The sequence below is a fragment of the Legionella sp. PATHC039 genome (assembly GCF_026191275.1).
GTDB lineage: Bacteria > Pseudomonadota > Gammaproteobacteria > Legionellales > Legionellaceae > Legionella > Legionella pneumophila.
In genome coordinates, this window is record NZ_JAPHOP010000001.1 from 3,081,171 (window position 1) to 3,104,079 (window position 22,909).

Here is a 22,909-nt window from a genome sequence, read left to right on the forward strand (position 1 = left end):
AGGAAACCTTAAGTATTTATGGCTGAAATACTTCTTGCTGAATACCCCCTACAACCCACTCTTTTCTGTTATCAAACTGGCGGAAATGCCATATTTCATCCAGGTTAGATATTTCACCGTTTTCTTTGATTGTTCCAGTGAATTGTACGCTGGCTATCGTGGATAAGGATTGTTTGGACACATCAAGCAATTTTGCATCGAGGGAAATGACTTCCGTTTGGTTGGGGGCATTGCCTCGTTCGTCCAGTTGCATTTTAATTTCTGCAAATACTTCCGGAACTGTGAATGTTTGCAAATCCTGCAGATTTTTTTGGTCGTAAGCCGCTTGTAGACGTATAAAAGTTACCTTGGCATCACGAAGAAAATTGTCCGCGTCAAAGCTTGTTTCTTGTTGGGCAAAATGAGCTCCTCCACTATTTCGGTTTCCGTAGTTTTGCGTGAATTGTTCAAAAGAGTTTTGGCGGAATGCTCCGGATTGAGTTGCTTGAAACCCTGGATTCATTTTCCTGCGTAAGAAGCTGACGACAAAGAAAATGACTGAACCAAGGATTAGCCAGGTGATTAACCCATTTGCCAAGCCATTGCCCATAAAGAGGCTGGCCAATAGTCCTCCAATCAGGAGGCCGCCTAATACACCACCCCATCTGCTCTTATTAGCTTTTTGTGTTAATGAAGACTTATTGTATGTTTTATTTGATGAGAAAAGACTGCTTTGAGAACGTTGAACCCCAAAACTGCGCCCGCCGCCAAATCGTTTAGCAGAGGCCTCATTGATAATTAAACCAAAAGACAATAGGGTTATCAGGAAACATGACAATAGAGTACGCATATTAATATCCTCTTTTTTAGAATCAGGCTTATTATATATGAACTCGGGTCAAGTTGCTTGTTTTCTTAAATTGAATCTGATTTGTTATTTTTGATTCGTCAATGAGAGGATGTGATTTCAGTATTCGAGATAGAATTTGTTTGATAAAAATTATCACAGCGCTCTAGCGAATGGTCACCTTATTACAAAATGGTTTCTACTGTGCGAATAGAAAATTAGCTTGTCATTTTATTCTTATTCGCATGATTTGTTTGCATTTAATTCACCTCTTGATATGATGCAAGAGGGTTAATTATAGGGATATATTTTATGAGTAAGTTAATTAATTTAGCTGTATTGTCTTTCTCTTCATCACTGGTTTTTGCAGGTCCTTTGACTTTAAAAGGAGAGGTTGATGTTCACATTACGCCTAAAAATCCCAGTGGAGTCGCTCAAAGCTTAACATTTAAGTTGCCCAAGTATGAATTATCGACCGAAGCGAAATCTTATTTGCGTGAACAGCTGTCAGAATATCCTAAAAATAGTATAAACACAGCCAGTTTTTCTTCTGAGTTACCAAGAAAAGTTAAGTTGGGAATGCAGTTAACACCCGTATTGGATCAGGGATATCATGGTAGTTGTGTCACTTTCGCAGTAACTGCAGCCATAGATGCTGCCCTTGGGGCAGGAGATTACATCAGTCAATTGTGTAATCTGGAGTTAGGAAGTTATCTGGCGATACATGACAAAGCCAAAGCCAGCGGGTGGAATGGTTCTTTTGGTTACTGGGTTCTTCAACAGATTTCTGAATACGGTATCATCAGTCAGAATTATCAGAAATTGAATGGTTGCGCCGGTGTTAGAGAATATCCTTTAGAAGACGAAAACAATGAAGGCAAACCCATGTCTGACTCCGAGTTCCTGGCGCATAGCGTCCCGGTATCGAATTTAATTAGCTGGGAGGCTTTGTTAAAGGATGAGGAATCCTTTTCAGCTAAAGCGGATATGAATCAAATCGTCTATCAGATCAAGGAAGAGCTCGCGAAAGGTAACCGTTTGACTATCGGCATGTTATTGGATGTATTTGTCGGGGATGCCGGAGCTGTAGGTACCAACCGTGCATACAATGACACCTGGATGTTAACACCTGAAATTGTATTGGACGCAATGAATGGAATGATCTATGCCGGGCACGAATTAGTGATCACTGGCTATGATGATGATCTTGAAGTGATGGATGAAGAAGGCCATGTTAACAAAGGCGTTTTCACCTTGCGTAATTCTTGGTCCAAATTTGCTGGAGATCAAGGAGATTATTACGTGACCTATGATTATGTCAAATTCCTGGCTATGGAAGTCATGGCAATTCGTATGAAAGAAAAAGCAGCTTAATGCTTGTAGTCATTAAGAAACCTCGGGTCGTTGTGCCTGAGGTTTCATAGATTCAAAATCAACAGGACCTACGAAAAACCTAATCACCCATCACACCTTGACTAAGGCAAGTAGTAAAATGGATTGGGAAGTTTAAATCCTTTTTTAGCATATCCCCCTTGGATATCACTGTATTGATCACCGATGCTGGCAATGATGGTGTATCCCTTTTTAGCTATCATTTCCCTTGCTTTTGATTTAAATGGGATAATCGAGGGGGAAGAATACCCATTAGGCCGTAGATAAAGTCCCGCCCATTTAGTATATCCTGCTTTAATTAAATTAGCGCGGGTTGCGTCGCGCTCAGATTCTTGCCTTCCGGTTACAAAAAATACTTTGATACCCTTTTTTAAGGCGTTTTTGTAAAGTGTCAGCATAGGCTTGATTGCCGGTGAATTGGCAGCAAGTATTTCTTTATGAATTTGCTCTTTGCTACCGGTAAAATCCCGTTTTACCATCTTATCATAGTTGGACAGGCTGGTTTCATCAATATCCAGTACTATGGCAAGTTTTTGTGGGTGTTTGTTGTTTTTATTGATTAAATATTGTTGGTGTATATATTCTTGAGCTAACTTAATGGTTCGTTCCAATTCGTGATAATACAAGCCAGAGTCGTAATAGTTTTTAATTTCTTTTCTAATTAAACTAAGATTTGGCGGTTCTGCTTGGATTGGGGTGGAAAGAATCAATAGGAGACAAAGGCTTATTAGAATTTGGGGCAATTTATAGAATTGCTGTTTCATTGTTTACCTACATTTGTTAACAGAAGTATGCATTATAAAGCGATAAAATTGTTTGTCAATTGAGCATGTTGTCCTTATCGATGGCAGAATAAAGCGATATGGAGGTTCTGAAATAGTCAGGATTCACTTCCTACGATATACTAATCGATTATTATTTTATAATTCGCAGTTAAAATGCATTTGAAGCAATTAAAATTGGCTGGTTTTAAATCATTTGTTGATCCCACCACGGTTCATTTTCCCAGTCATTTGGTCGCTGTTGTTGGCCCGAATGGATGCGGCAAGTCCAATATTATTGATGCTGTTCGCTGGGTTATGGGCGAAAGCTCTGCCAAAAATCTTCGTGGAGAGTCCATGACGGATATTATCTTTAACGGTTCTTCCAATCGCAAACCCGTAGGGCAGGCGTCAGTAGAACTGGTATTTGATAATAGCCTGGGAAGACTGACTGGCCCTTTTGCCAGTTATGGTGAAATTGCTGTAAAGAGAGTAGTCACTCGGGATGGAGAATCTTTTTATTATTTGAATGGAGCTCGATGCAGGCGAAAAGATATTACTGATATTTTTTTAGGCACAGGAGCAGGGGCACGAAGTTACTCAATTATTGGCCAAGGTACTGTATCTCGATTAATAGAAGCAAAACCCGAGGAATTAAGGGTCTATTTGGAGGAGGCGGCAGGAGTTTCAAAATACAAAGAGCGTCGCCGGGAAACTTTACAACGTATCGAACAAACAAGGGATAACCTGACGCGCGTCGCTGATATTAGAGAAGAATTGGGCAAACATTTGCAACGTTTGGAGCGGCAGGCCAAAGCAGCAGAACGCTATACCATTTTAAAGGAAGAGGAAAAAATTTGCCGAGCTGAGATCCAGGCTCTTAAATGGCAGGAATACTCAGAAAAACAAACGGTAAAACAGCGAGAATTACAAGAGTTAGCAATCCGCAATGAGCAGCAACAAAGTTTATTAACTAGTTGTTACAAGGAGCGGGCAGTTTTAAATGAACAATTACAAGATGCCATTGATCAATCCCAATCAATTCAGGATTCTCTCTATCAATCAGGAACTGAGATAGCTCGTCTTGAAGAAGCCATTCAGCAACAAGAAAGAGAAAAAAAGCGTTTGGAAAATGACAGGCAGCAAATGCAGGTTGATTCTCAACTCATTGAAGAGCAACTTAAGCTGGATAATGAAGAATTGCTCAATTGCAAGCTTAAGGCTCAACAGTTAGAGGAGCATTTGCATCATTTAAAAATGGAATTCAAAGAACAGGAATCTCTATGGCAAGAAAAACAAAAAGAACAATCGCAATGGGAGAAAATTTGGCAAGAGGTGCAAATTAATTCCAATACCATTAAAAATGAATACCAACTCACTCAAGCCAAACTACAACATTTAGAGCAGAAGCGCCATCAAGTCCTGGTAAGGCTGGAAAAACTGAATTTGGAACAATCAGCTATCTCGCTTGACGATTTGCAAAAAAATAAAATCAAATTGCAAGAAAAGCATTTCCAATTGAAAGAAACACAGGAGTTTGATGAGGAACAGCTTAGGCAAGCGAATGAGACTCAATCGGATTTGCAGAATCAATTACAAAATACCGAGCAACAACTGCATGCATTGCAAGATGAATTTCATCGTTTAAACACTGAGCTTGCTGCATTAAAAGCTGCTCAAATTGCAGCAAAAAAGGAAAATCGGCCTAATAAGGACGGAATTGCGGAATGGTCAGATAAGCCAAGATTAATGGATGTTTTAAAGGTTGAACCCCAATGGCAATCTTCTTGTGAAATCGTATTAGGGGACGATCTAATCGCTTATGTATTGGATGATTTTGCTGAGCTATGGTCTCGGTGGCAGTTTTGCGAAGATCATAAAGAGAGCGTAGTGACGATGAGAGCTCTCAATGGGGAAAAGCAGGAGCGCCCAAGGTTAGCTGATAAAATTCAAGGCTTGGTTCCCTCAACAGTAAACCATCTTGAACACATTTATGCCGCAGACAATCTTGAAGAGGCAAAGGCGTGGTTTCCTGATTTATTGGCTCATGAATCTATTGTAACCGTCAATGGTATTTGGCTAGGCAAGGGGTGGATTAAATTACCTCGCCAAAAAGAGCAAGATGAGGTAGGCGTTCTTGCCAGACAGCAAAGGATTGTCGAGTTGAATTTAAGTGTGGAATCTTTACAACAAAAAATTGAATCCATCCGTTTAGCAAGAGATAGTTATCAAGCGCGGCTACAGGAAAATTTAAATTTTATCAAACTGCATCAATTAAATTTAAATGCCAGTAATGAGGCGCTACGCAATCATATCATTGCGGTAAATAATCAGGAACAAGCTATTTTTCATGCTGAAAAACAGAAAGATGCTATCACGAACGAGATAATAGAGCTGGAGTCGTCGCTGGAAGAGCTAAACGCTGAACAATTGGAAATGTCTGATAAAATCAGAGAACTGGAAGGTCAATACCAAGCTTCTGAGTTGCAATTCAAGCGATTTATAAATGAAAAAGACACATGGAACAGTGTTCTCGTTGAACAAAATAAACAAGTAGAGAGTGTCCGTGCTTTGTTGCATCAAAGTGAGTTGGAATATGATAGAGAAGTCACCAAGATACAGCAAATAACCGATAGGATAAGTAGAGAAAAAGAGCGTTTGCAACGTGCACAGATGCGTTTAGAGGAGTTAACTCAACATTATTTACAGTCAGTAGCGCCAGAAGCCGAGTTTAAAAATCAATTGGCAGCATTATTGATAAAACATGGTGAAATCGAATCGATGTTGACTTTGAGCCGAGAAAAAGTATCTCAGCTTAAGTTGCAACTTGAAGACCAAGAGAAATTAATTTTAAACTATGATCAGGAAGTAAAACGGATTCAGGAACTCATGAATCAAATCCAAATGGAAAAACAAGCCCTATCCGTTCGTGCCAGTTCAATTCAAGAAACTCTTGATGAGGCTAATTTACAAGCCCAGTCTTTATTAGAGCGAATTCCATCCGGAGTCACGCAAAGTATAAAAGAAGACGAATTGATAGCGATTTTGGAGAAAATTAAAAGGTTAGGCGCTATAAACCTGGCCGCCATCGAAGAATTTGCTGCCGAACAGCAGCGCAAAGTGTTCCTGGATGAGCAATATAATGATTTGAGCCAAGCTTTATCTACTTTGGAAACTGCAATTGAAAAAATGGATAATGAAACGAAATCGCGTCTTGAAAATACGTTTGATGAAGTGAACACCTCTTTTAAAGCGCTTTTTCCAAGATTATTTGGCGGTGGTCGGGCACAGCTCGAATTAACTTGTGATAATCTGTTAGAAGCAGGGATTGTAGTAATGGCGCAGCCGCCTGGAAAACGTAATAGTTCTATTCATCTATTATCTGGTGGTGAAAAGGCAATGACTGCTGTGGCTTTGGTGTTTGCAATTTTTCAGCTAAATCCTTCACCATTTTGTATGTTAGATGAAGTAGATGCGCCTTTAGATGACTTAAATGTAAGTCGGTTTTGCGATTTAGTAAAAGAGATGTCACAATTCATACAATTCCTGTTTATTACACATAATAAGGTAACTATGGAATTGGCTGAACATTTAGTTGGGGTGACCATGCGTGAGCCGGGAGTGTCTCGTTTGGTTGCGGTTGATGTGAAACAAGCTTTGACTATGGAGTAAACTTATGCAGGCAAATTGGAGCTTAATTCTTAATGTCCTGTTGTTAATTGGCGTTCTAGTGGCTATTGGCCGTTTAATGAAGACTAGAAGACAGAGCTTAAATCAAGAACACTATCAACCTTCTCTTGGCCAAGTAGAAAATAACTCCTATGGCTCTCAATCATATAATGATGAAATTATCGCTGTGCGGAAGGTCAATAGGGAGGTTCCTTTGGATTTTGAAAATTTTGATGGTTCTGAAAAGCGACAAGCAATAAGGAAGCCCTCTGTAAAAACAGAACAACCTCAGTTGATTCCTGAGGAAGAAGAGTGCGAATCAAATGAAAGAACAGAACCTAATAGTGATTGTTCTTCTTCCACCGCCATGGTGTTTTTATTGGCTAAGGAAAATCGACAATTTGCCGGTTATGAATTATTGCAAACTGTTTTGGCTGCTGGTTTGAGATTTGGTGAGAGGCACTTGTTTCATAGACATCAATTCACGAATGGACAAGGTCCAGTGCTTTGCAGTTTAGCTGCAGCTACAGCAACCGGTGTTTTTGATTTACAGAATATCGGTGCTTTCAGTGTAAGAGGATTATGTCTGTTCATGCAAATATCAAATAATCCTGAGATTAATGCAGAACGGTTTTCTGTTATGTTAGATACTGCAAAACAATTAAGTGAGGGGCTCGACGCTTATTTGCTGGATGAACAGCGCAAACCTCTAACGGAGGAGCGTATCGCACGATATCATCGATACTTGAAAATTGAGCATTTGATGGATGATTGTGTAACAAACTAATGCCAATAGGCTAGAATCATTGCACTATCTAGCGATTATATTTTCAGGATAGGGCTTCGCACCAGGCGAAGCTCATTATCCACTCTGTTAATGGTTAATGTCCGATAACTTATGAATCGGATTATAATAAACTTAAAATTCTTGACTTTTTAGTTATATTCTTATCTATCTATTCTCAAACCATCTTGAACTGTGAGCCTGAGTGTTAGTACACTAGTCTTTTCGACATCACAAAATACTATGAACCTAATTACTATTGCGTCACTTCTTTCTCAGTCTTGCCAGATTAATGCCGACATTACTGGTGTTAGTATAGATACCCGCACATTAAAGCCAGGAAATTTATTTTTTGCGATAGTGGGGGAACGCTTTGATGGTCATGATTTTATTAAAGAAGCCGAGGCTAAAGGCGCTTCAGCTGCTGTAGTTAATCGATTGATTGACGGTGTTCATATTCCTCAATTTGTGGTTGTCAGTCCTTTAATGGCTTTGGCCAAAATTGCTGCGGTACATCGACAGGAAATGAGCTGCCCTATTATTGCTTTAACAGGGTCAAATGGAAAAACTACTGTCAAAGAGATGATAGCGACTATTTTACCGCAGCCATCACACGCTACAAAAGGCAATTTAAATAATCACATAGGGGTTCCTTTAAGCATGTTGGCTTTAAATAAGCAGCACCGCTATGCTGTTTTTGAGTTGGGAGCCAATCATCCCGGAGAAATAGCGCATACGGTAGGGATAGTGCAGCCTGATGTGTCTTTAATTAATAATATTGCCCCGGCACATGTCGAAGGCTTCGGATCAATAGACGGAGTCGCTCGTTCCAAAGGTGAAATCCATCAAGGCTTATCCCCGACTGGTGTTGCTATAGTAAATGATGATGATGCCTACGCTCACTTTTGGGATGATTTGATTGCTGATAAAAAAATATTACGTTTTTCCTCACTTCATCCTGCAGATATTTACGCCCAGGATATACGCTTGGATACCCATGGGCGAGCTCATTTTACATTGGTTTTACCTAATAGCAGAGTGGAGATTGAGTTACAAGTACCAGGTTTGCACAATGTCCGAAATGCTTTGGCTGCCGCAGCTTGTTGTTATGCTGTAGGAATATCAGGCAATGACATTCAAAGAGGACTGGCTCATTTTGGTGGTGTAAAAGGTCGGATGACGATGTTGTCAGGGCAAAATCAATCAACAGTTATTGATGATACATACAATGCTAATTTACGCTCTGTCTTAACAGCCCTGGAAGTTTTATCTGGGCGTCCAGGAAGAAAAATTTTTGTATTCGGTGATATGGGAGAGTTGGGTGAATGGACGACACAACATCACAGAGAAGTTGGCATAGCTGCTCGCCAGCTGGGAATAGATAAGTTGATGAGTTGCGGTTTACATAGTGAACTGGCATCCCAGGCGTTTGGTGAGGGAGGCCAGCATTTTTGCAGTCAAGAAGAGTTGATTGAAGTGGTAAAAAATGATTTAACACCTGATACCACGGTATTGGTAAAAGGATCCAGGTCCAGTGCTATGGAAAATGTTGTGCACCGGTTGGTTCAGGTAGAGGGCTAACCTCTTCATTGAATCGACAGGAATGTGGTATGCTTGGCCACTTTTTTGCCCCATTAAAGGAATTATGCTCAATAAAAGTCATTGAGCATAATTTTAAGAACAAGAGGAATAATTATGCTCTATTGGTTAACGCAGTTATTGCAGGGACAATATCATGCGTTTAGAGTTTTTCAATATTTGACATTCAGGTCTATTTTAGCCTCATTAACTGCCCTTATAGTGGGTTTGTTATGTGGCCCATTAATGATCCGCTGGTTAAGAGGGCTGCAAATAGGTCAAATGGTTAGGAGTGATGGTCCCCAAACCCATTTATCAAAGGCGGGAACTCCCACTATGGGGGGCGTTTTGATTTTATTGGCTATCACTGTGAGTTGCTTGCTCTGGTGCGATTTAAGACAAACAAGCCTGTGGCTGGTGCTCTTGGTTACCTTGGCTAATGGTTTGGTTGGTTGGGTTGATGATTATCGCAAGTTGGTATTAAAAAATAGCAAAGGATTACCTGGTCGTTGGAAATATTTTTGGCAGTCAGTCATTGCTTTAGTTGCTGTCTCTTATCTGTATTGGAATGCCAGTTTGCCAGTACATACCCAGCTCACAGTTCCTTTTTTTAAAACGGTCACTTGGGATCTGGGCGTTTTTTTTCCTGTACTTGCCTATTTCGTCATTGTTGGAAGCAGTAATGCAGTGAATTTAACTGATGGTCTGGATGGCTTGGCTATTATGCCAATAGTAATGGTGGCTGGTGCCTTGGGTGTGTTTGCCTATGCATCGAGTAACGCCGTATACTCTAATTATTTAGGAATCCCTTATGTGCCCAATACTGGTGAGCTAACGATTTTTTGTTCTTCTATTGTTGGTGCCGGCCTGGGTTTTCTTTGGTATAACAGTTATCCTGCCCAAGTTTTCATGGGCGATGTGGGCTCTTTGGCGTTAGGAGCAGCTTTAGGGATAGTTGCGGTTGTAGTTAGGCAAGAACTTGTTCTGCTCATTATGGGTGGATTATTTGTAATTGAGACGCTTTCTGTCATATTACAAGTGGGTTATTTTAAATATTCAGGCGGAAAAAGATTATTCAGGATGGCTCCATTACATCACCATTTTGAATTAAAGGGGTGGTCAGAGCCCAAAGTGATAGTAAGGTTTTGGATTATTACGGTTGTATTTGTGTTATGCGGATTGGCTACTTTAAAACTTCGATAGACAAGGTGCATTCATGAATCATTCCTTATATTTGGTAGCAGGGCTGGGTAAGACGGGACTCTCTATAGCAAGATACCTGAAGAGAAATAATAAATCGTTTGTTGTTTTTGATACACGTAAAGAGGCTCCTGGATTAGCTGAATTCCAAAATGAATTTCCTAATGTGCCAATTTACCTGCAACAGACTCCTGATGAAGTAATCAGCCAGGTGACGGATGTTATCACTAGCCCCGGTTTGGCACTGGATACTCCTGTTTTAGAGAGAGCGCGTCAAGCGGGCGCATCAATTTATGGAGACATAGAATGCCTGGCCAGAGAGATTAGCGCCCCTGTCATTGCCATAACGGGAACCAATGGCAAATCCACTGTAACGACTTTGGTGGGAGAAATGGCTAAGGCGGCCGGGTTTCGCGTAGCTGTAGCCGGAAATATCGGCACTCCTGTCTTAGATATGTTGGATGATGAACATCACTACGATTTGTGGGTATTGGAGTTATCCAGTTTTCAATTGGATTTAACTTATTCTTTGTCGCCAGTGGTTGCGACGATTCTTAATGTAACGCCTGATCATTTGGACAGGCATCACACTATGGAAGCCTATACGCAAGCAAAACAAAGGATTTATCGTGGTGCCAAGGCTGTTTTATTTAATCGAGAAGACGTCTACACTGTTCCTCACCAATCCTGTCAAGCAGATATAAAACGCATCTCTTTTGGCAAAGACGCGCCTTCAATGGGAAATTGGGGGCTGATTGAACAAGAGAATACTACTTATTTGGCGAAAGGAATGGAGCGTCTTTTGCCTGTGGAATCGATTTTAATAAAAGGGGTGCATAATTGGATGAATGCCCTTGCTGCTTGTGCTTTAGCTGAAGCAGCGGGAATCTCTATGCAACACATTCTTAATGTTTTAAAAACCTTCTCTGGACTGCCACACCGATGCCAATGGGTAAGAGAGGTGGATGGAGTAGGTTGGATTAATGATTCGAAAGGAACAAATATTGGTGCTACAATCTCTGCTATTAATGGAATAGGAGGTTCTATGCAAGGGAAAATTGTTCTTATTGCGGGTGGACAGGGAAAAGGGGCGGATTTCCAAGAATTAGCCCAGCCAGTTTCAGAATTTGTTCGTTCCATTGTTTTGATTGGTGAAGATGCTGACAAGATTGAATCGGCTTTAGCCAAAGTAGTTCCTGTCGTACGTGCTTCTTCTCTGGAGGGCGCTGTGACTATTGCCAAGACATGTGCGAAACCTGGTGATGTCGTTTTGTTATCCCCAGCTTGCGCCAGTTTGGATATGTTCCGTGATTTTAATCATAGGGGCGATGTGTTTACATCTTCAGTGCGCGGATTGTGAACACGATGCGACCGAGACATTTAAATCAAAGAGGCAAACCCGTCAGTAGACCGATATCACTTTATGATAAATGGCTGATAGGGGCAGTTTTTGGTTTGCTGATAATTGGTTTGATGATGGTGGCATCAAGCTCGGTTATGATTTCAACAAAGTACTTTCATCAACCTTTTCATTTTCTTATTCGCCAGGCTTGTTATTTATTTGTGGGACTCTTGCTGGCCTTAATTGCAGTGCGTACAGACAGCAGTTTCTGGGAAAAAATAAGCATGCCCATGATGATTGGTTGCGTGTTTTTATTGCTCATTGTTTTAATCCCGGGTATTGGTAAATCAGTGAATGGCAGTCGGCGTTGGTTAGCTTTAGGTCCGATTGGTGTGCAAGTCTCAGAATTAACGAAACTTGCAATGATATTCTATCTTTCCGGGTATTTGGTTCGCCAGCAAGAGGCGGTTTGTGAAAGCATTTTTGGATTCATTAAACCCATGGCAATACTGGCTGTTGTTTCAGTTTTATTACTGCTCGAACCAGATTTTGGAGCAACAGTTGTCATTTCTGGTACAGTAATGGCTATGTTATTTTTAGCTGGAGTTAAATTAAGATACTATTTTGGTTTAATGCTGGTTGTAGTGACAGCACTTGCTCTGTTAGCGGTATCTTCCCCCTATAGGGTTGCTCGCTTAACAGCCTTTTTGGATCCGTGGGCAGATCAATACAATAGTGGTTATCAATTGACTCAGTCATTGATTGCTTTTGGACGAGGTGGATGGTTTGGTACCGGATTAGGTGAAAGCATACAGAAATTACTCTATTTACCTGAGGCACATACTGATTTTTTATTTGCTGTGATTGCTGAAGAATTAGGGTTATTTGGAATTTTAGTTGTCATCACATTGTATAGTATACTGGTTATTAGAGGATTAAACATAGGATATACCGCCTATGCTCAAGAAAGGCATTTTGCATCCTATACAGCCTATGGTTTGACTATTTGGTTAGCTTTACAGGCTTCTATTAATATGGGTGTTAATGCCGGGCTGTTACCAACCAAAGGGCTAACTCTGCCTTTACTCAGTTATGGTGGGGCCAGTATGGTAATTAATTGTATCGTGATTGCACTATTATTGCGCATAGATCATGAAAATCGTTGGCAGTCTCTTGGGTTGAGACCGCTAACGGCTTAAGGGGGAATATTGAATAACTCAGAGCAATTTTTATCTCCGCGCATGGGGCGTGTAGAGCAAATTCATTTTGTTGGCATTGGTGGTGCTGGTATGTGTGGTATTGCCGAAGTATTGCATAACCAGGGCTACCGTATTACTGGTTCGGATCTCGGAGAAAGTAGCGCGGTACAACGCTTAAGGTCATTAGGTATTCAAGTCTATATCGGTCACAGGTTGGAAAACATTAAAGGCGCTGATGTTGTAGTAAGATCTTCGGCCGTTGATTTTAATAATCCCGAAATTGTGGCTGCTCGTGAGCTAATGATTCCAGTTATTCCTAGAGCAGCTATGCTTGCTGAGCTAATGCGATTTAGGCATGGTATAGCAATTGCCGGCACTCACGGCAAAACGACAACAACGAGCTTGGTCAGTAGTTTGCTTGCCGAAGGTGGTTTGGATCCCAGTTTTGTTATTGGAGGAAAGCTGAATAGTTGTGGCGCGAATGCTCAGCTTGGAAAGTCAGCTTATTTTGTTGTAGAGGCTGATGAGAGCGACGCCTCATTTTTGTTTTTGAAGCCTATGATGGCGGTAGTTACTAATATTGATGCTGATCACATGGATACTTATGAAGGTGATTTTGAAAAATTAAGAACAACATTTTTGGAATTTTTGCATCATTTGCCTTTTTATGGATTAGCAGTAGTTTGTTTGGAAGATGAAGAAATTTGCCGTATCCTCCCGGCTATTCAAAGACCAACCTTAACTTATGGGTTTAAAGAAGAAGCTCATTATCGGGCAATTAATTGGACTCAAAAGGGCATGCTGAGTGAGTTTGTAGTCGTTCGACCTGCACCACATAAACAACTGACTATACAATTCCAATATCCAGGCCGCCACAATGTATTAAATGCATTAGCTTCTATAGCAATTGCCACCGAGTTGGGAGTTGATGACGGTTCCATTGTTCGTGGCTTACAAAAATTCCAAGGGGTGGGACGCCGCTTTCAAATGCTTGGTGAAAAACGGTTCGAAAAAGGCGCGGCGATTATTGTGGATGATTATGGACATCATCCACAGGAAATTTTATCCACAATTGATGCTTTTAGACGTGTTTGGCCCGAGAGACGTTTGATTCATGTCTTTCAACCCCATCGTTATACCAGAACAAAGTCCTTGCATAGACAATTTGTCGATGTTTTAAGTTTATCGGATGAGTTGTTATTGATGGATATCTATGCAGCGGGAGAAACAGCTATTCCAGGCGTTACTAGTGAAAATCTGGCCAATGAAATACGATCCAGGGATAAACGAGTGACCATAGTTAGCGAGCAATCGTTGAAAGCCACCTTAGATGAATTTATTAAAGATGGTGACGTTATTTTGATGCAGGGAGCTGGAAGTATCGGCCAAATGGCAGTGAACCTGATGAAAAACATGTGAGAATGAACATGAGCATAACGGGAATGGACGGCAGTCATGTAACAGAGTCTCAGGGCAATTTGCTTTTCAATGAGCCTTTGGCCGAGTATACTACCTGGCGAGTTGGTGGCCCTGCAGCGAGGCTCTATAAACCAGCAAATATAGATGATTTGGCTTTGTTTTTAAGTCGATTGCCTTTTGATGAGCCATTATTATGGTTAGGTTTAGGCTCTAATTCTCTAATTCGCGATGGCGGTTTTTCCGGTACTGTGATTCTCACTCAGGGCTGTTTAAAAGAAATGACCCTGTTGAGCGATAACTGTATTCGGGTTGAAGCAGGGGTATCCTGTGCCAGTATGGCTCGTTTTTCTGCGCGTAATAATCTGTCAGGAGGAGAGTTTTGGGCTGGTATCCCCGGTACCATGGGTGGTGCTCTGCGAATGAATGCCGGTTGTCATGGAGGTGAAACCTGGCAGTCAGTTATTGAAGTACAAACGATAAATCGTCGAGGTGAAATCAGAACCCGTAAACCGGAAGAATTTGAAGTAGCTTATCGACATGTTGCTGGCTTGGGAGATGAATGGTTTATTTCCGCCAAGCTTCAGCTATCACCAGGTAATAAAGAGACATCCTTGCAATTAATTAAGGATTTATTGGCTCATAGAGCCAAGACCCAACCAACTAATGAATATAATTGTGGGTCGGTATTTAGAAATCCTCCTGGAGATTTTGCAGCGCGGCTTATTGAATCTTGTGGCCTCAAGGGGATAAGCATTGGTGGGGCAATTGTTTCTGAAAAACATGCCAATTTTATTATCAATCATCAAGGTACTGCCACGGCAGCTAATATTGAAGCCTTGATTCATTTGGTGCAAACTAAAGTTCGAGAGCAAACATCTATAGAGTTGATACGCGAAGTACATATCATTGGAGACGCTAATGTCCAAACCCGTTAATTTGGTTTTACTTTATGGTGGAAAATCAGGCGAGCATGAAGTGTCATTGGTTTCTGCCGCATCGGTTCTAAAACACCTGGATTCCGAGAAATATCATATTATACCCATTGCAATGGATAAAAGTGGTCGATTTCATCGTCATGATTATAATGATTTGCTCGCCTGTTCTGATAAATTACCTGTTGTTACTGAAAAATCAACCCCATTGGAAGGCTTATTAATTAATGGACGTCTGGCAGTTGATGCTGAAATTGTTTTTCCAGTGGTTCATGGCCCTTTGTATGAGGACGGATGTTTACAAGGTTTACTTGAGTTAGCCGGTGTCGCCTATGTAGGATGTGACGTATTGTCTTCTGCAATCGGAATGGACAAAGACATGGCGAGGCGACTCGCATGCATTAATGGGCTCAAATCAGCAAGATATAAATTATTATCATGGCATGCCAATGCGTCTGAAAGACAACAATTTTGTCATGAAGTTGCCTCGGAGTTTGGTTGGCCTCTGTTCGTTAAACCATGCTCGCTAGGTTCCAGTGTGGGAATTCACAAAGCAAATAATATGGATGAGCTAAACGCAGCAGTTGCTGATGCATTACGCTATGATGAAGAAATTCTGGTTGAAGAATTTATTGTCGGAAGGGAAATTGAACTGGCAGTGTTGGAGAATAGTATTCCCTGTGGGAAACCAAGAGTAAGTATGGTGGGTGAGATAAAAGTAAACCACCCTGACGGTTATTATTCTTATACTGCGAAATATTTGGAAAGCAGTCAAACGGATTTGATTATTCCAGCTCAATTAAATAATAGTCTGGAAGAACAATTAAAACAGGCTGCCGCGAATATTTTTAGTTATCTTAAATGCAAAGGCATGGCTAGGGTAGATTTTTTTGTAAATGATAAGACAGAAGACATTTACTTTAATGAAATAAATACATTACCTGGATTTACCTCCATAAGTATGTACCCCAAATTGTGGCAGGCAACTGGTGTAGCTTATACTGATTTACTTGATGAATTGATTAATCTAGCAATGATTCATCATAACTGTCGTCAACATTTGGTGACAAATTACTTGTGAAGGGAACACTAAATTATGGAAGTGAACTCTGTCGGCTTGCGTTATTTAACGATAATGGGTTTGTTAATTCTTAGTGCTTTGCTGCTAGCGGGTCGCTTAGGCTATTTATATCTTGCTGATGCAGAGCGTTTTCCAATTACAACGATCAAAGTTGCAGCGACGTATGAACATATAACACATAAAGAATTGGAGAATGTGTTAGCTAAATATCTGGATGCCAGTTTCTTTTTATTATCAGTAAAAGGATTGCAAAGTGAGTTGAATTCAATGAGTTGGATTGATACGGCCTATGTAGAAAGAGTTTGGCCAGATACATTGAAAATTAAACTCACTGAAAAAAAGCCCGTAGCGATTTGGGGTGATGCTCTAATGACAAGGGATGGAAAGTTATTCAATCAGGGTTCTGTTCCATCTGATTTGGATATTCCCAAATTAAAGGGTCCACAATCTCAGCAATTAGAAGTCTTACAAGTTTATGAAAAATTGAGTAAGATATTATCATCATACGGTTTAAATGCTTCAGGCTTGTATTTAAGAGATAATCAATCCTGGGTGTTGCTGCTTAATCATAGTGTAAAAATATACTTGGGAAAGAAAGAGTTAGAAGAGCGGTTGCTGCGTTTTTGTAAAGCATACCCTGCTGTTTTTGCTGAAAAAGCAGATCAGTTGGCTGGCGTGGACCTGCGTTATCCACGTGGCATGGCAGTGCAGTGGAAACAACAAATGGGACGATAATGGCTAAAAAAATAGAAAAAAATATTATCACAGGGTTGGATATTGGAACTTCAAAAATTATTGCATTAATTGGTGAAGTAACATCAGATGGAACGATAGAAATTATAGGTATTGGCCGTCATCCCTCTCGCGGATTAAAGCGAGGAGTTGTAGTTGATATAGAAACTACAGTCAATTCAATCCAACGTGCTGTACAAGAAGCCGAATTAATGGCTGGTTGTGAGGTGAGGACTGTTTACGCAGGCATTGCTGGCAGCCATATACGTAGCCTCAATTCCCATGGTATTGTGGCCATCCGTGATCAGGAAGTATCTCAAGCCGATGTGGAAAGGGTTATCGATGCAGCAAAGGCCGTGGCAATCCCTGCTGATCAAAAGATACTTCATATATTACCGCAAGAATTTATCATTGATCATCAAGGCAGTATTCGTGAACCGATAGGTATGGCTGGTGTAAGGCTGGAATCTCGGGTTCATATTGTTACTGGTTCTGTCAGTGCCGCCCAAAATATTGTGAAGTGTGTCAGGCGTTGTGGTTTGGATGTGATTGATATTATTCTTGAGCAATTAGCTTCAAGTCATGCTGTTCTTACTGAGGATGAAAAAGAGCTTGGGGTTTGTTTAATTGACATAGGTGGTGGAACTACCGACATCGCAATATTTTGTGAGGGAGCTATCCAGCATACTTCAGTCATACCGATTGCAGGTGACCAAGTGACAAATGATATTGCAATGGCCTTGCGTACGCCAACCAAGGCGGCAGAAGCAATTAAGGTCAATCATGCTTGTGCATTACCAGAATTAGCCAATCCAAATCAAATGTTAGAAGTTACCAGTGTCAATGATAGGCCTGGGCGAAAAATCTCGGCCAAAGCTTTGGCAGATGTCGTTTCAGCTCGATACGAGGAACTATTTTCACTGGTACGTAATGAATTACGTCGAAGTGGGTTTGAAGACCGTTTGGCTGCTGGTATTGTTCTAACAGGTGGAGCTTCCAATGTAAGAGGAGCAATTGAGTTGGCCGAACTTTGTTTTGAAATGCCAGTCAGAAAAGGATGTGCGCATTATGTATCCGGTTTGACTGAAGCGACAGAGAATCCTTCGTTTGCAACAGGGGTTGGTTTACTGCTTCATGGCTTTCAACAGCAATATGAAAGTGGCTATAATGTGCCAGCAATGAATGATAATGGTAAAAGCATTTGGTCACGCATGAAAGAATGGTTTCAAGGAAATTTTTAGCTTTTCATGTAAAAACACTGATATGATGCTTAAAAATGTTCCTGGTATGGATAGAAATTGAGATATGGGGTTGCATGATATTTTGCATAACAACAAATGCAGATTTTTGTCTTGTAAAGTGTCAAATGCGATAAGTTCAAAACTGTTTTATTTATTTAATAAGAAAAAAGCAGCACATTAGGGGAGACAGGGTTATGTTTGAATTAATGGAAAGCAGCCAGCAAGAAAATAATGCTGTCATCAAGGTTGTAGGTGTTGGTGGTGGCGGTGGTAACGCTGTCGAACATATGGTCGCTGAAAATATTGATGGTGTGGAGTTTATTTGTGCGAATACCGACGCACAAGCTTTAAGAGGTTCTAGTGCCAAAATACACATTCAATTGGGTGATGCATTAACCAAGGGCTTGGGGGCAGGCGCTAATCCACAAATTGGAAGAGAAGCAGCAGAAGAAGACAGAGAGCACATTAAAGAGATTCTTAGTGGCGCAGATATGGTCTTTATTACAGCCGGAATGGGCGGAGGAACAGGGACAGGAGCTGCGCCTGTTTTTGCTGAAATTGCTAAGGAATTAGGTATTTTAACGGTCGCTGTGGTAACTAAACCATTTTCTTTTGAAGGAAAACAAAGGGCGCTTGCTGCAGAGGAAGGTATTCGACGCTTGGCTGAGCACGTGGATTCGTTAATTACTATTCCTAATAATAAATTATTAAGTGTTTTAGGAAAAAATATCAGTTTGCTCAATGCGTTCAAAGCCGCAAATAATGTGTTGCTTGGTGCTGTGAAAGGTATTTCTGATTTAATTACTCGCCCTGGTTTGATCAACGTTGATTTTGCGGATGTGCGTACGGTGATGTCAGAAATGGGAATGGCCATGATGGGAACAGGAAGTGCAGTTGGTGAGCAAAGGGCGCGTCAAGCGGCCGAAGCAGCGATTGCATCTCCTTTATTGGAGGATGTGAATTTCTCTGGTGCTCGCGGAATATTAGTGAACATCACCGCAGGCCTTGATATGTCTATTGGTGAATTTGAAGAAGTGGGTGACGTGGTTAAAGAATTCATTTCTGATGATGCCACTGTAGTTGTTGGAACTGTTATTGATCCTGAAATGACAGATGAGATGAGAGTGACTGTGATTGTGACTGGTTTAGGTGATAATAGACAGCGTCAGCAACAGCCACAACAACCTCTTAGAGCACGCCTGGTTGAAACGACAAGAAGTGATGGGTCTCTTGATTATCAACAATTGGAGAGACCTGCGGTGATTCGTAAGCAGGCTCAGACTGGTACTGCAACAACCGCTACAAAGCAAACCAATAATGGTAATGAGAGTGTTCCTGATGTGGATTACCTGGACATACCAGCGTTTTTACGTAGGCAAGAAGAAGCATAGAAGCATTTTTAACGGGATATCTTGAGAGAGGATGTGTTTGAGATGGATACAAACATTCTTTCTTGAGTATCTCATCAATTGATTCGTGTGGTTATTTTTTGCAATTTTTGTATTTGGTTTCCAAAACCGCATTAATTGAAATTAAAAAAATTAGACTAATCAATAAATTGTTGCTAAGATCTTAAAGTTTTTGCGTGCAAAATAAATATAAGAGAGAAAGGTGAGCACTGAATGATAAAACAAAGAACTCCTAAAAAGGTAATCCAGGCTACTGGCGTTGGATTACATTCCGGTGAGAAAGTGCTTTTAACCTTAAGACCAGCTCCTGTAAACACAGGTATCGTTTTTAGACGCGTGGATTTGTCACCAGTTGTCGAAATACCTGCCTCCTACGAATACGTCGGAGATACTATGCTTTGCACCACCCTTCATCATGGCAAGGTGAAAATTGCAACGGTCGAGCATTTATTATCCGCTCTGGCCGGATTAGGAATTGATAACGCATATATAGATGTCAATGCTTCAGAGATTCCAATTATGGATGGAAGTGCGGCCCCATTTGTATTTTTAATTCAATCAGCGGGTATAAGAGAGCAAAATGCAGCAAAAAGATATATCCGAATTCTTAAGCCTATACGAGTCGAAGAAAATGGAAAGTATGTTCAGTTCCTTCCTCATAAAGGATATAAAATAACATTTACCATAGGTTTTGAGCACCCGGTTTTTAATGATAGACCACAAACAGTAAGCTTTGATTTTTCTGGAACATCGTATGTCAAAGAAGTTTGTAGAGCGAGAACTTTTGGTTTTCTTTCAGATTATGAAAAATTGAGAGAATGCGACTTGGCAAAAGGCGGTAGTCTAGATAATGCTATTGTAGTAGATGATTATCGTGTCCTTAATGAAGATGGTCTCCGCTTCGAATCAGAATTTGTTACTCATAAAGTATTAGATGCTATCGGTGATCTTTATTTATTGGGTTCCAGTTTAATTGGCGCATTTGAAGGATATAAATCTGGTCACGAATTGAACAATAGATTGTTGCGTGAATTAATGGTAAGGCAAGATGCTTGGGAATATACCTATTTTGATACAGAAAGTTATCTGCCCGCGGTTCACCCTGAATATTATCCTGTTGAAGCCTGACAGAAATACATCATATCCACGTAGTGAGAATATTCATTTTCACTATTATCATTTTATAGGCATTATCTATACTAAATATAATGGCCTAAGCAGTTTCCTTCTTTAGAAATTTATATAAAGCTCAAATTAAGGGGAATATCAGGATGAAATTTAAGATTGCAACTTGTATTGTTATGATGTTATCTAGTTTTATAGTATTTTCTTCCAACTCCAATTTTTCCGATAATAATACAAACGATCTTCTTCATCTTGACTGGCGTGATACCAGTGTGTCACCAGCTGTGGATTTTTATACCTATGCCAATGGCAATTGGAAAAAGAATAACCCAATACCCGCTGACTATGCTTCCTGGGGAAGTTTTTATGTTGTAAATGAGAAAGTACAAAACATTATTCATCAGATGTTAATCAATGCATCCAAGAATACTCATGCTAAACCTGGAAGTATTGAGCAGAAAGTGGGGGATTTTTATTTTAGCGGTATGGATGTTGATAGCATTAATAAGTCAGGTATCACGCCTCTAAAACCAGAATTCACTAAAATAGAAGCAATTAAGAATCTCAAAGATTTACAGACTGAAGTTGCCCATCTGCACAAAATAGGCGTAGGGCCCTTGTTTAATTTTGGCAGCATGCAAGATTTTAAGGATAGCACTTCCATGATAGGGGCTGTTATGCAAGGGGGATTGGGGCTCCCAGATAGAGATTATTATCTTAAAAAAGAAGCTAAATTTAAACAGGTAAGAGAAACTTATGTTAACCATCTTACTAAAATGTTTGAGCTATTGGGTGACCGTCCTGAAATGGCGGCAAAAGAAGCTAAAATTGTAATGGATATTGAAACTCAATTGGCTAAAGCGTCCATGTCACAAGTGGAGCAACGAGATCCACACGCCATTTATCATATGATGACCATTACTAAATTGGATAAATTGACACCTAATTTTTCCTGGTCTCAATACTTGAGCGCTAGAGGTCAGGGCAAAATTAAAAAAATCAATTTTGCTATGCCTGATTTTTTCAAAGCAATGAATGAATTATTACAGTCAGTTAGTTTGGATGAATGGAAAATTTATCTGCGTTGGCATTTGATAGATGCATTCGCTCCTTATTTATCCAAACCCTTTGTCGATCAGAATTTTAAGATGGTTTCTGCATTAACTGGTACACAAAAACTATTACCAAGGTGGAAAAGAGTAGTTAACACTGAAAATGGTGCATTGGGATTTGCAATCGGAGAATTGTATGTAGAAAAATATTTTTCTCCTGAATCTAAACAAAAGGTCTTGGATATACTAAAAAATATCAGAGCAGTACTACAAGAAGATATAAAAACTTTAAGCTGGATGTCACCCAAGACTCGTGATGCGGCATTGAAAAAGCTGGATTTAATGGAAGAACGAGTTGGTTACCCCACCAAATGGTGGGATTATTCCAGCTTGAAAATAGATCGCGGACCCTACGTATTGAATGTTATCAGAGCAAACGAATTCTTGATCAATCGAGATCTCGACAAAATTGGTAAACCTGTAGATAGAAGTGAATGGGCGATGACGCCTCAAACGATCAACGCGTATTATGATCCTTCAATGAATAACCTCAATATACCCGCAGGTATATTACAATCTCCCTTTTTTGATCCAAAGGCTCCGACTGCCATAAATTATGGGGCAATAGGATATGTTATAGGTCATGAAATGACGCATGGATTTGATGATCAAGGTGCTCAATTTGATGGTTATGGAAATTTGAAAAATTGGTGGGCGCCAAATGATTTATCAAAATTCAAAAATGCGACGCAATGCATTGCTGATCAATTCTCAAAATATGTAGTAGATGGCGATTTGCATGTACAGGGACAATTGGTTGTTGGCGAAGCAACTGCAGATCTGGGCGGAATGATCTTGGCATATAAAGCGTTTCAGCGTTCAAAAGAGTACAAGAATGCTAAAACGATAGAAGGAATTAACCCTGATCAACAATTTTTCTTAGGAACAGCTCATGTTTGGGCTATGAATGTCAGGCCGGAGCAACTTCGTAATCAAGTGACAACAGATCCACATCCGCCTGCTGTATACAGAGTCAATGGTAGTTTGGCAAATATTCCTCAATTTCAAGAGGCATTTAATATTCCAAATGGTAGCCCTATGATAAGTAAGAATCGTTGTATCATATGGTAAAGTGAGTTGATTTGTAGTGATTTCGGGTACCTTATA

General features: G+C 40.3%; 17 protein-coding genes. 15 read left to right on the forward strand and 2 right to left on the reverse strand.

Features of this window, described 5'->3' with window-relative positions:
* Window positions 1-16: 16 nt before the first annotated feature.
* Entirely contained in the window at window positions 17-829 is an 813-nt protein-coding gene (locus tag OQI99_RS14040) for a Tim44 domain-containing protein (protein ID WP_061513737.1), read from the reverse strand.
* A gap of 309 nt (window positions 830-1,138) precedes the next feature.
* Between OQI99_RS14040 and OQI99_RS14045 the strand changes: the two genes are divergently transcribed.
* Window positions 1,139-2,200, forward strand: a complete 1,062-nt coding sequence (locus OQI99_RS14045) for a C1 family peptidase (RefSeq protein WP_061513738.1) — start codon at window positions 1,139-1,141, stop codon at window positions 2,198-2,200.
* A 101-nt stretch (window positions 2,201-2,301) separates the two neighbouring features.
* Here OQI99_RS14045 and OQI99_RS14050 read toward each other — a convergent pair whose 3' ends face one another.
* The gene (locus OQI99_RS14050) at window positions 2,302-2,982 is read right to left on the reverse strand and encodes an HAD family acid phosphatase (RefSeq protein WP_061513739.1); all 681 of its coding nucleotides are present in this window, start codon (window positions 2,980-2,982) and stop codon (window positions 2,302-2,304) included.
* Between the two features lie 174 nt (window positions 2,983-3,156).
* Here OQI99_RS14050 and smc point away from each other — a divergent pair, with 174 nt between their 5' ends.
* The 14 genes from smc to OQI99_RS14120 all read left to right on the forward strand — a co-directional run bounded on the left by smc (window position 3,157) and on the right by OQI99_RS14120 (window position 22,873).
* The gene (gene smc, locus OQI99_RS14055; protein WP_265732203.1) at window positions 3,157-6,651 is read left to right on the forward strand and encodes a chromosome segregation protein SMC; all 3,495 of its coding nucleotides are present in this window, start codon (window positions 3,157-3,159) and stop codon (window positions 6,649-6,651) included.
* Between the two features lie 4 nt (window positions 6,652-6,655).
* On the forward strand, window positions 6,656-7,435 hold the full coding sequence (locus tag OQI99_RS14060) for a cell division protein ZipA C-terminal FtsZ-binding domain-containing protein (RefSeq protein ID WP_265732204.1): 780 nt from the start codon (window positions 6,656-6,658) through the stop codon (window positions 7,433-7,435).
* A 240-nt stretch (window positions 7,436-7,675) separates the two neighbouring features.
* Entirely contained in the window at window positions 7,676-9,013 is a 1,338-nt protein-coding gene (locus tag OQI99_RS14065; protein WP_265732205.1) for a UDP-N-acetylmuramoyl-tripeptide--D-alanyl-D-alanine ligase, read from the forward strand.
* A 114-nt stretch (window positions 9,014-9,127) separates the two neighbouring features.
* Window positions 9,128-10,213 (forward strand): phospho-N-acetylmuramoyl-pentapeptide-transferase, encoded by a 1,086-nt coding sequence (gene mraY, locus OQI99_RS14070; protein ID WP_014842671.1) that lies wholly within the window; start codon window positions 9,128-9,130, stop codon window positions 10,211-10,213.
* Window positions 10,214-10,226: 13 nt separating this feature from the next.
* Window positions 10,227-11,570, forward strand: coding sequence for a UDP-N-acetylmuramoyl-L-alanine--D-glutamate ligase (murD, locus tag OQI99_RS14075; protein ID WP_061513742.1), 1,344 nt, complete (start codon window positions 10,227-10,229; stop codon window positions 11,568-11,570).
* 5 nt (window positions 11,571-11,575) lie between these two features.
* Window positions 11,576-12,751: a putative lipid II flippase FtsW gene (gene ftsW / locus OQI99_RS14080; protein WP_061514737.1), complete on the forward strand. Its 1,176-nt coding sequence runs from the start codon at window positions 11,576-11,578 to the stop codon at window positions 12,749-12,751.
* Window positions 12,752-12,760: 9 nt separating this feature from the next.
* The gene (murC, locus tag OQI99_RS14085; protein ID WP_061513744.1) at window positions 12,761-14,170 is read left to right on the forward strand and encodes a UDP-N-acetylmuramate--L-alanine ligase; all 1,410 of its coding nucleotides are present in this window, start codon (window positions 12,761-12,763) and stop codon (window positions 14,168-14,170) included.
* Between the two features lie 8 nt (window positions 14,171-14,178).
* The gene (gene murB / locus OQI99_RS14090) at window positions 14,179-15,105 is read left to right on the forward strand and encodes a UDP-N-acetylmuramate dehydrogenase (RefSeq protein ID WP_061513745.1); all 927 of its coding nucleotides are present in this window, start codon (window positions 14,179-14,181) and stop codon (window positions 15,103-15,105) included.
* Window positions 15,089-16,183, forward strand: coding sequence for a D-alanine--D-alanine ligase family protein (locus OQI99_RS14095; RefSeq protein WP_061513746.1), 1,095 nt, complete (start codon window positions 15,089-15,091; stop codon window positions 16,181-16,183). The genes murB and OQI99_RS14095 overlap by 17 nt, the downstream gene beginning before the upstream one ends.
* Before the next feature lie 15 nt (window positions 16,184-16,198).
* Window positions 16,199-16,918, forward strand: a complete 720-nt coding sequence (locus OQI99_RS14100) for a cell division protein FtsQ/DivIB (RefSeq protein WP_010948311.1) — start codon at window positions 16,199-16,201, stop codon at window positions 16,916-16,918.
* A complete protein-coding gene (gene ftsA / locus OQI99_RS14105) occupies window positions 16,918-18,156 on the forward strand; it encodes a cell division protein FtsA (RefSeq protein ID WP_011216485.1) in 1,239 nt (412 codons plus the stop codon). The genes OQI99_RS14100 and ftsA overlap by 1 nt, the downstream gene beginning before the upstream one ends.
* Window positions 18,157-18,350: 194 nt before the next feature.
* The gene (gene ftsZ, locus OQI99_RS14110; protein ID WP_010948309.1) at window positions 18,351-19,547 is read left to right on the forward strand and encodes a cell division protein FtsZ; all 1,197 of its coding nucleotides are present in this window, start codon (window positions 18,351-18,353) and stop codon (window positions 19,545-19,547) included.
* Window positions 19,548-19,778: 231 nt separating this feature from the next.
* Entirely contained in the window at window positions 19,779-20,693 is a 915-nt protein-coding gene (lpxC, locus tag OQI99_RS14115; RefSeq protein ID WP_061513748.1) for a UDP-3-O-acyl-N-acetylglucosamine deacetylase, read from the forward strand.
* 143 nt (window positions 20,694-20,836) lie between these two features.
* Window positions 20,837-22,873 (forward strand): M13 family metallopeptidase, encoded by a 2,037-nt coding sequence (locus tag OQI99_RS14120; protein ID WP_265732206.1) that lies wholly within the window; start codon window positions 20,837-20,839, stop codon window positions 22,871-22,873.
* Window positions 22,874-22,909: the final 36 nt, after the last annotated feature.

Excerpts from the sequence above, each read along its gene's own strand:
- OQI99_RS14040 (WP_061513737.1), bottom strand. The coding sequence starts at position 829 with ATGCGTACTCTATTGTCATGTTTCCTGATAACCCTATTGTCTTTTGGT.
- OQI99_RS14045 (WP_061513738.1), top strand. The coding sequence starts at position 1,139 with ATGAGTAAGTTAATTAATTTAGCTGTATTGTCTTTCTCTTCATCACTG.
- OQI99_RS14050 (WP_061513739.1), bottom strand. The coding sequence starts at position 2,982 with ATGAAACAGCAATTCTATAAATTGCCCCAAATTCTAATAAGCCTTTGT.
- smc (WP_265732203.1), top strand. The coding sequence starts at position 3,157 with ATGCATTTGAAGCAATTAAAATTGGCTGGTTTTAAATCATTTGTTGAT.
- OQI99_RS14060 (WP_265732204.1), top strand. The coding sequence starts at position 6,656 with ATGCAGGCAAATTGGAGCTTAATTCTTAATGTCCTGTTGTTAATTGGC.
- OQI99_RS14065 (WP_265732205.1), top strand. The coding sequence starts at position 7,676 with ATGAACCTAATTACTATTGCGTCACTTCTTTCTCAGTCTTGCCAGATT.
- mraY (WP_014842671.1), top strand. The coding sequence starts at position 9,128 with ATGCTCTATTGGTTAACGCAGTTATTGCAGGGACAATATCATGCGTTT.
- murD (WP_061513742.1), top strand. The coding sequence starts at position 10,227 with ATGAATCATTCCTTATATTTGGTAGCAGGGCTGGGTAAGACGGGACTC.
- ftsW (WP_061514737.1), top strand. The coding sequence starts at position 11,576 with ATGCGACCGAGACATTTAAATCAAAGAGGCAAACCCGTCAGTAGACCG.
- murB (WP_061513745.1), top strand. The coding sequence starts at position 14,179 with ATGAGCATAACGGGAATGGACGGCAGTCATGTAACAGAGTCTCAGGGC.
- OQI99_RS14095 (WP_061513746.1), top strand. The coding sequence starts at position 15,089 with ATGTCCAAACCCGTTAATTTGGTTTTACTTTATGGTGGAAAATCAGGC.
- OQI99_RS14100 (WP_010948311.1), top strand. The coding sequence starts at position 16,199 with ATGGAAGTGAACTCTGTCGGCTTGCGTTATTTAACGATAATGGGTTTG.
- ftsA (WP_011216485.1), top strand. The coding sequence starts at position 16,918 with ATGGCTAAAAAAATAGAAAAAAATATTATCACAGGGTTGGATATTGGA.
- ftsZ (WP_010948309.1), top strand. The coding sequence starts at position 18,351 with ATGTTTGAATTAATGGAAAGCAGCCAGCAAGAAAATAATGCTGTCATC.
- lpxC (WP_061513748.1), top strand. The coding sequence starts at position 19,779 with ATGATAAAACAAAGAACTCCTAAAAAGGTAATCCAGGCTACTGGCGTT.
- OQI99_RS14120 (WP_265732206.1), top strand. The coding sequence starts at position 20,837 with ATGAAATTTAAGATTGCAACTTGTATTGTTATGATGTTATCTAGTTTT.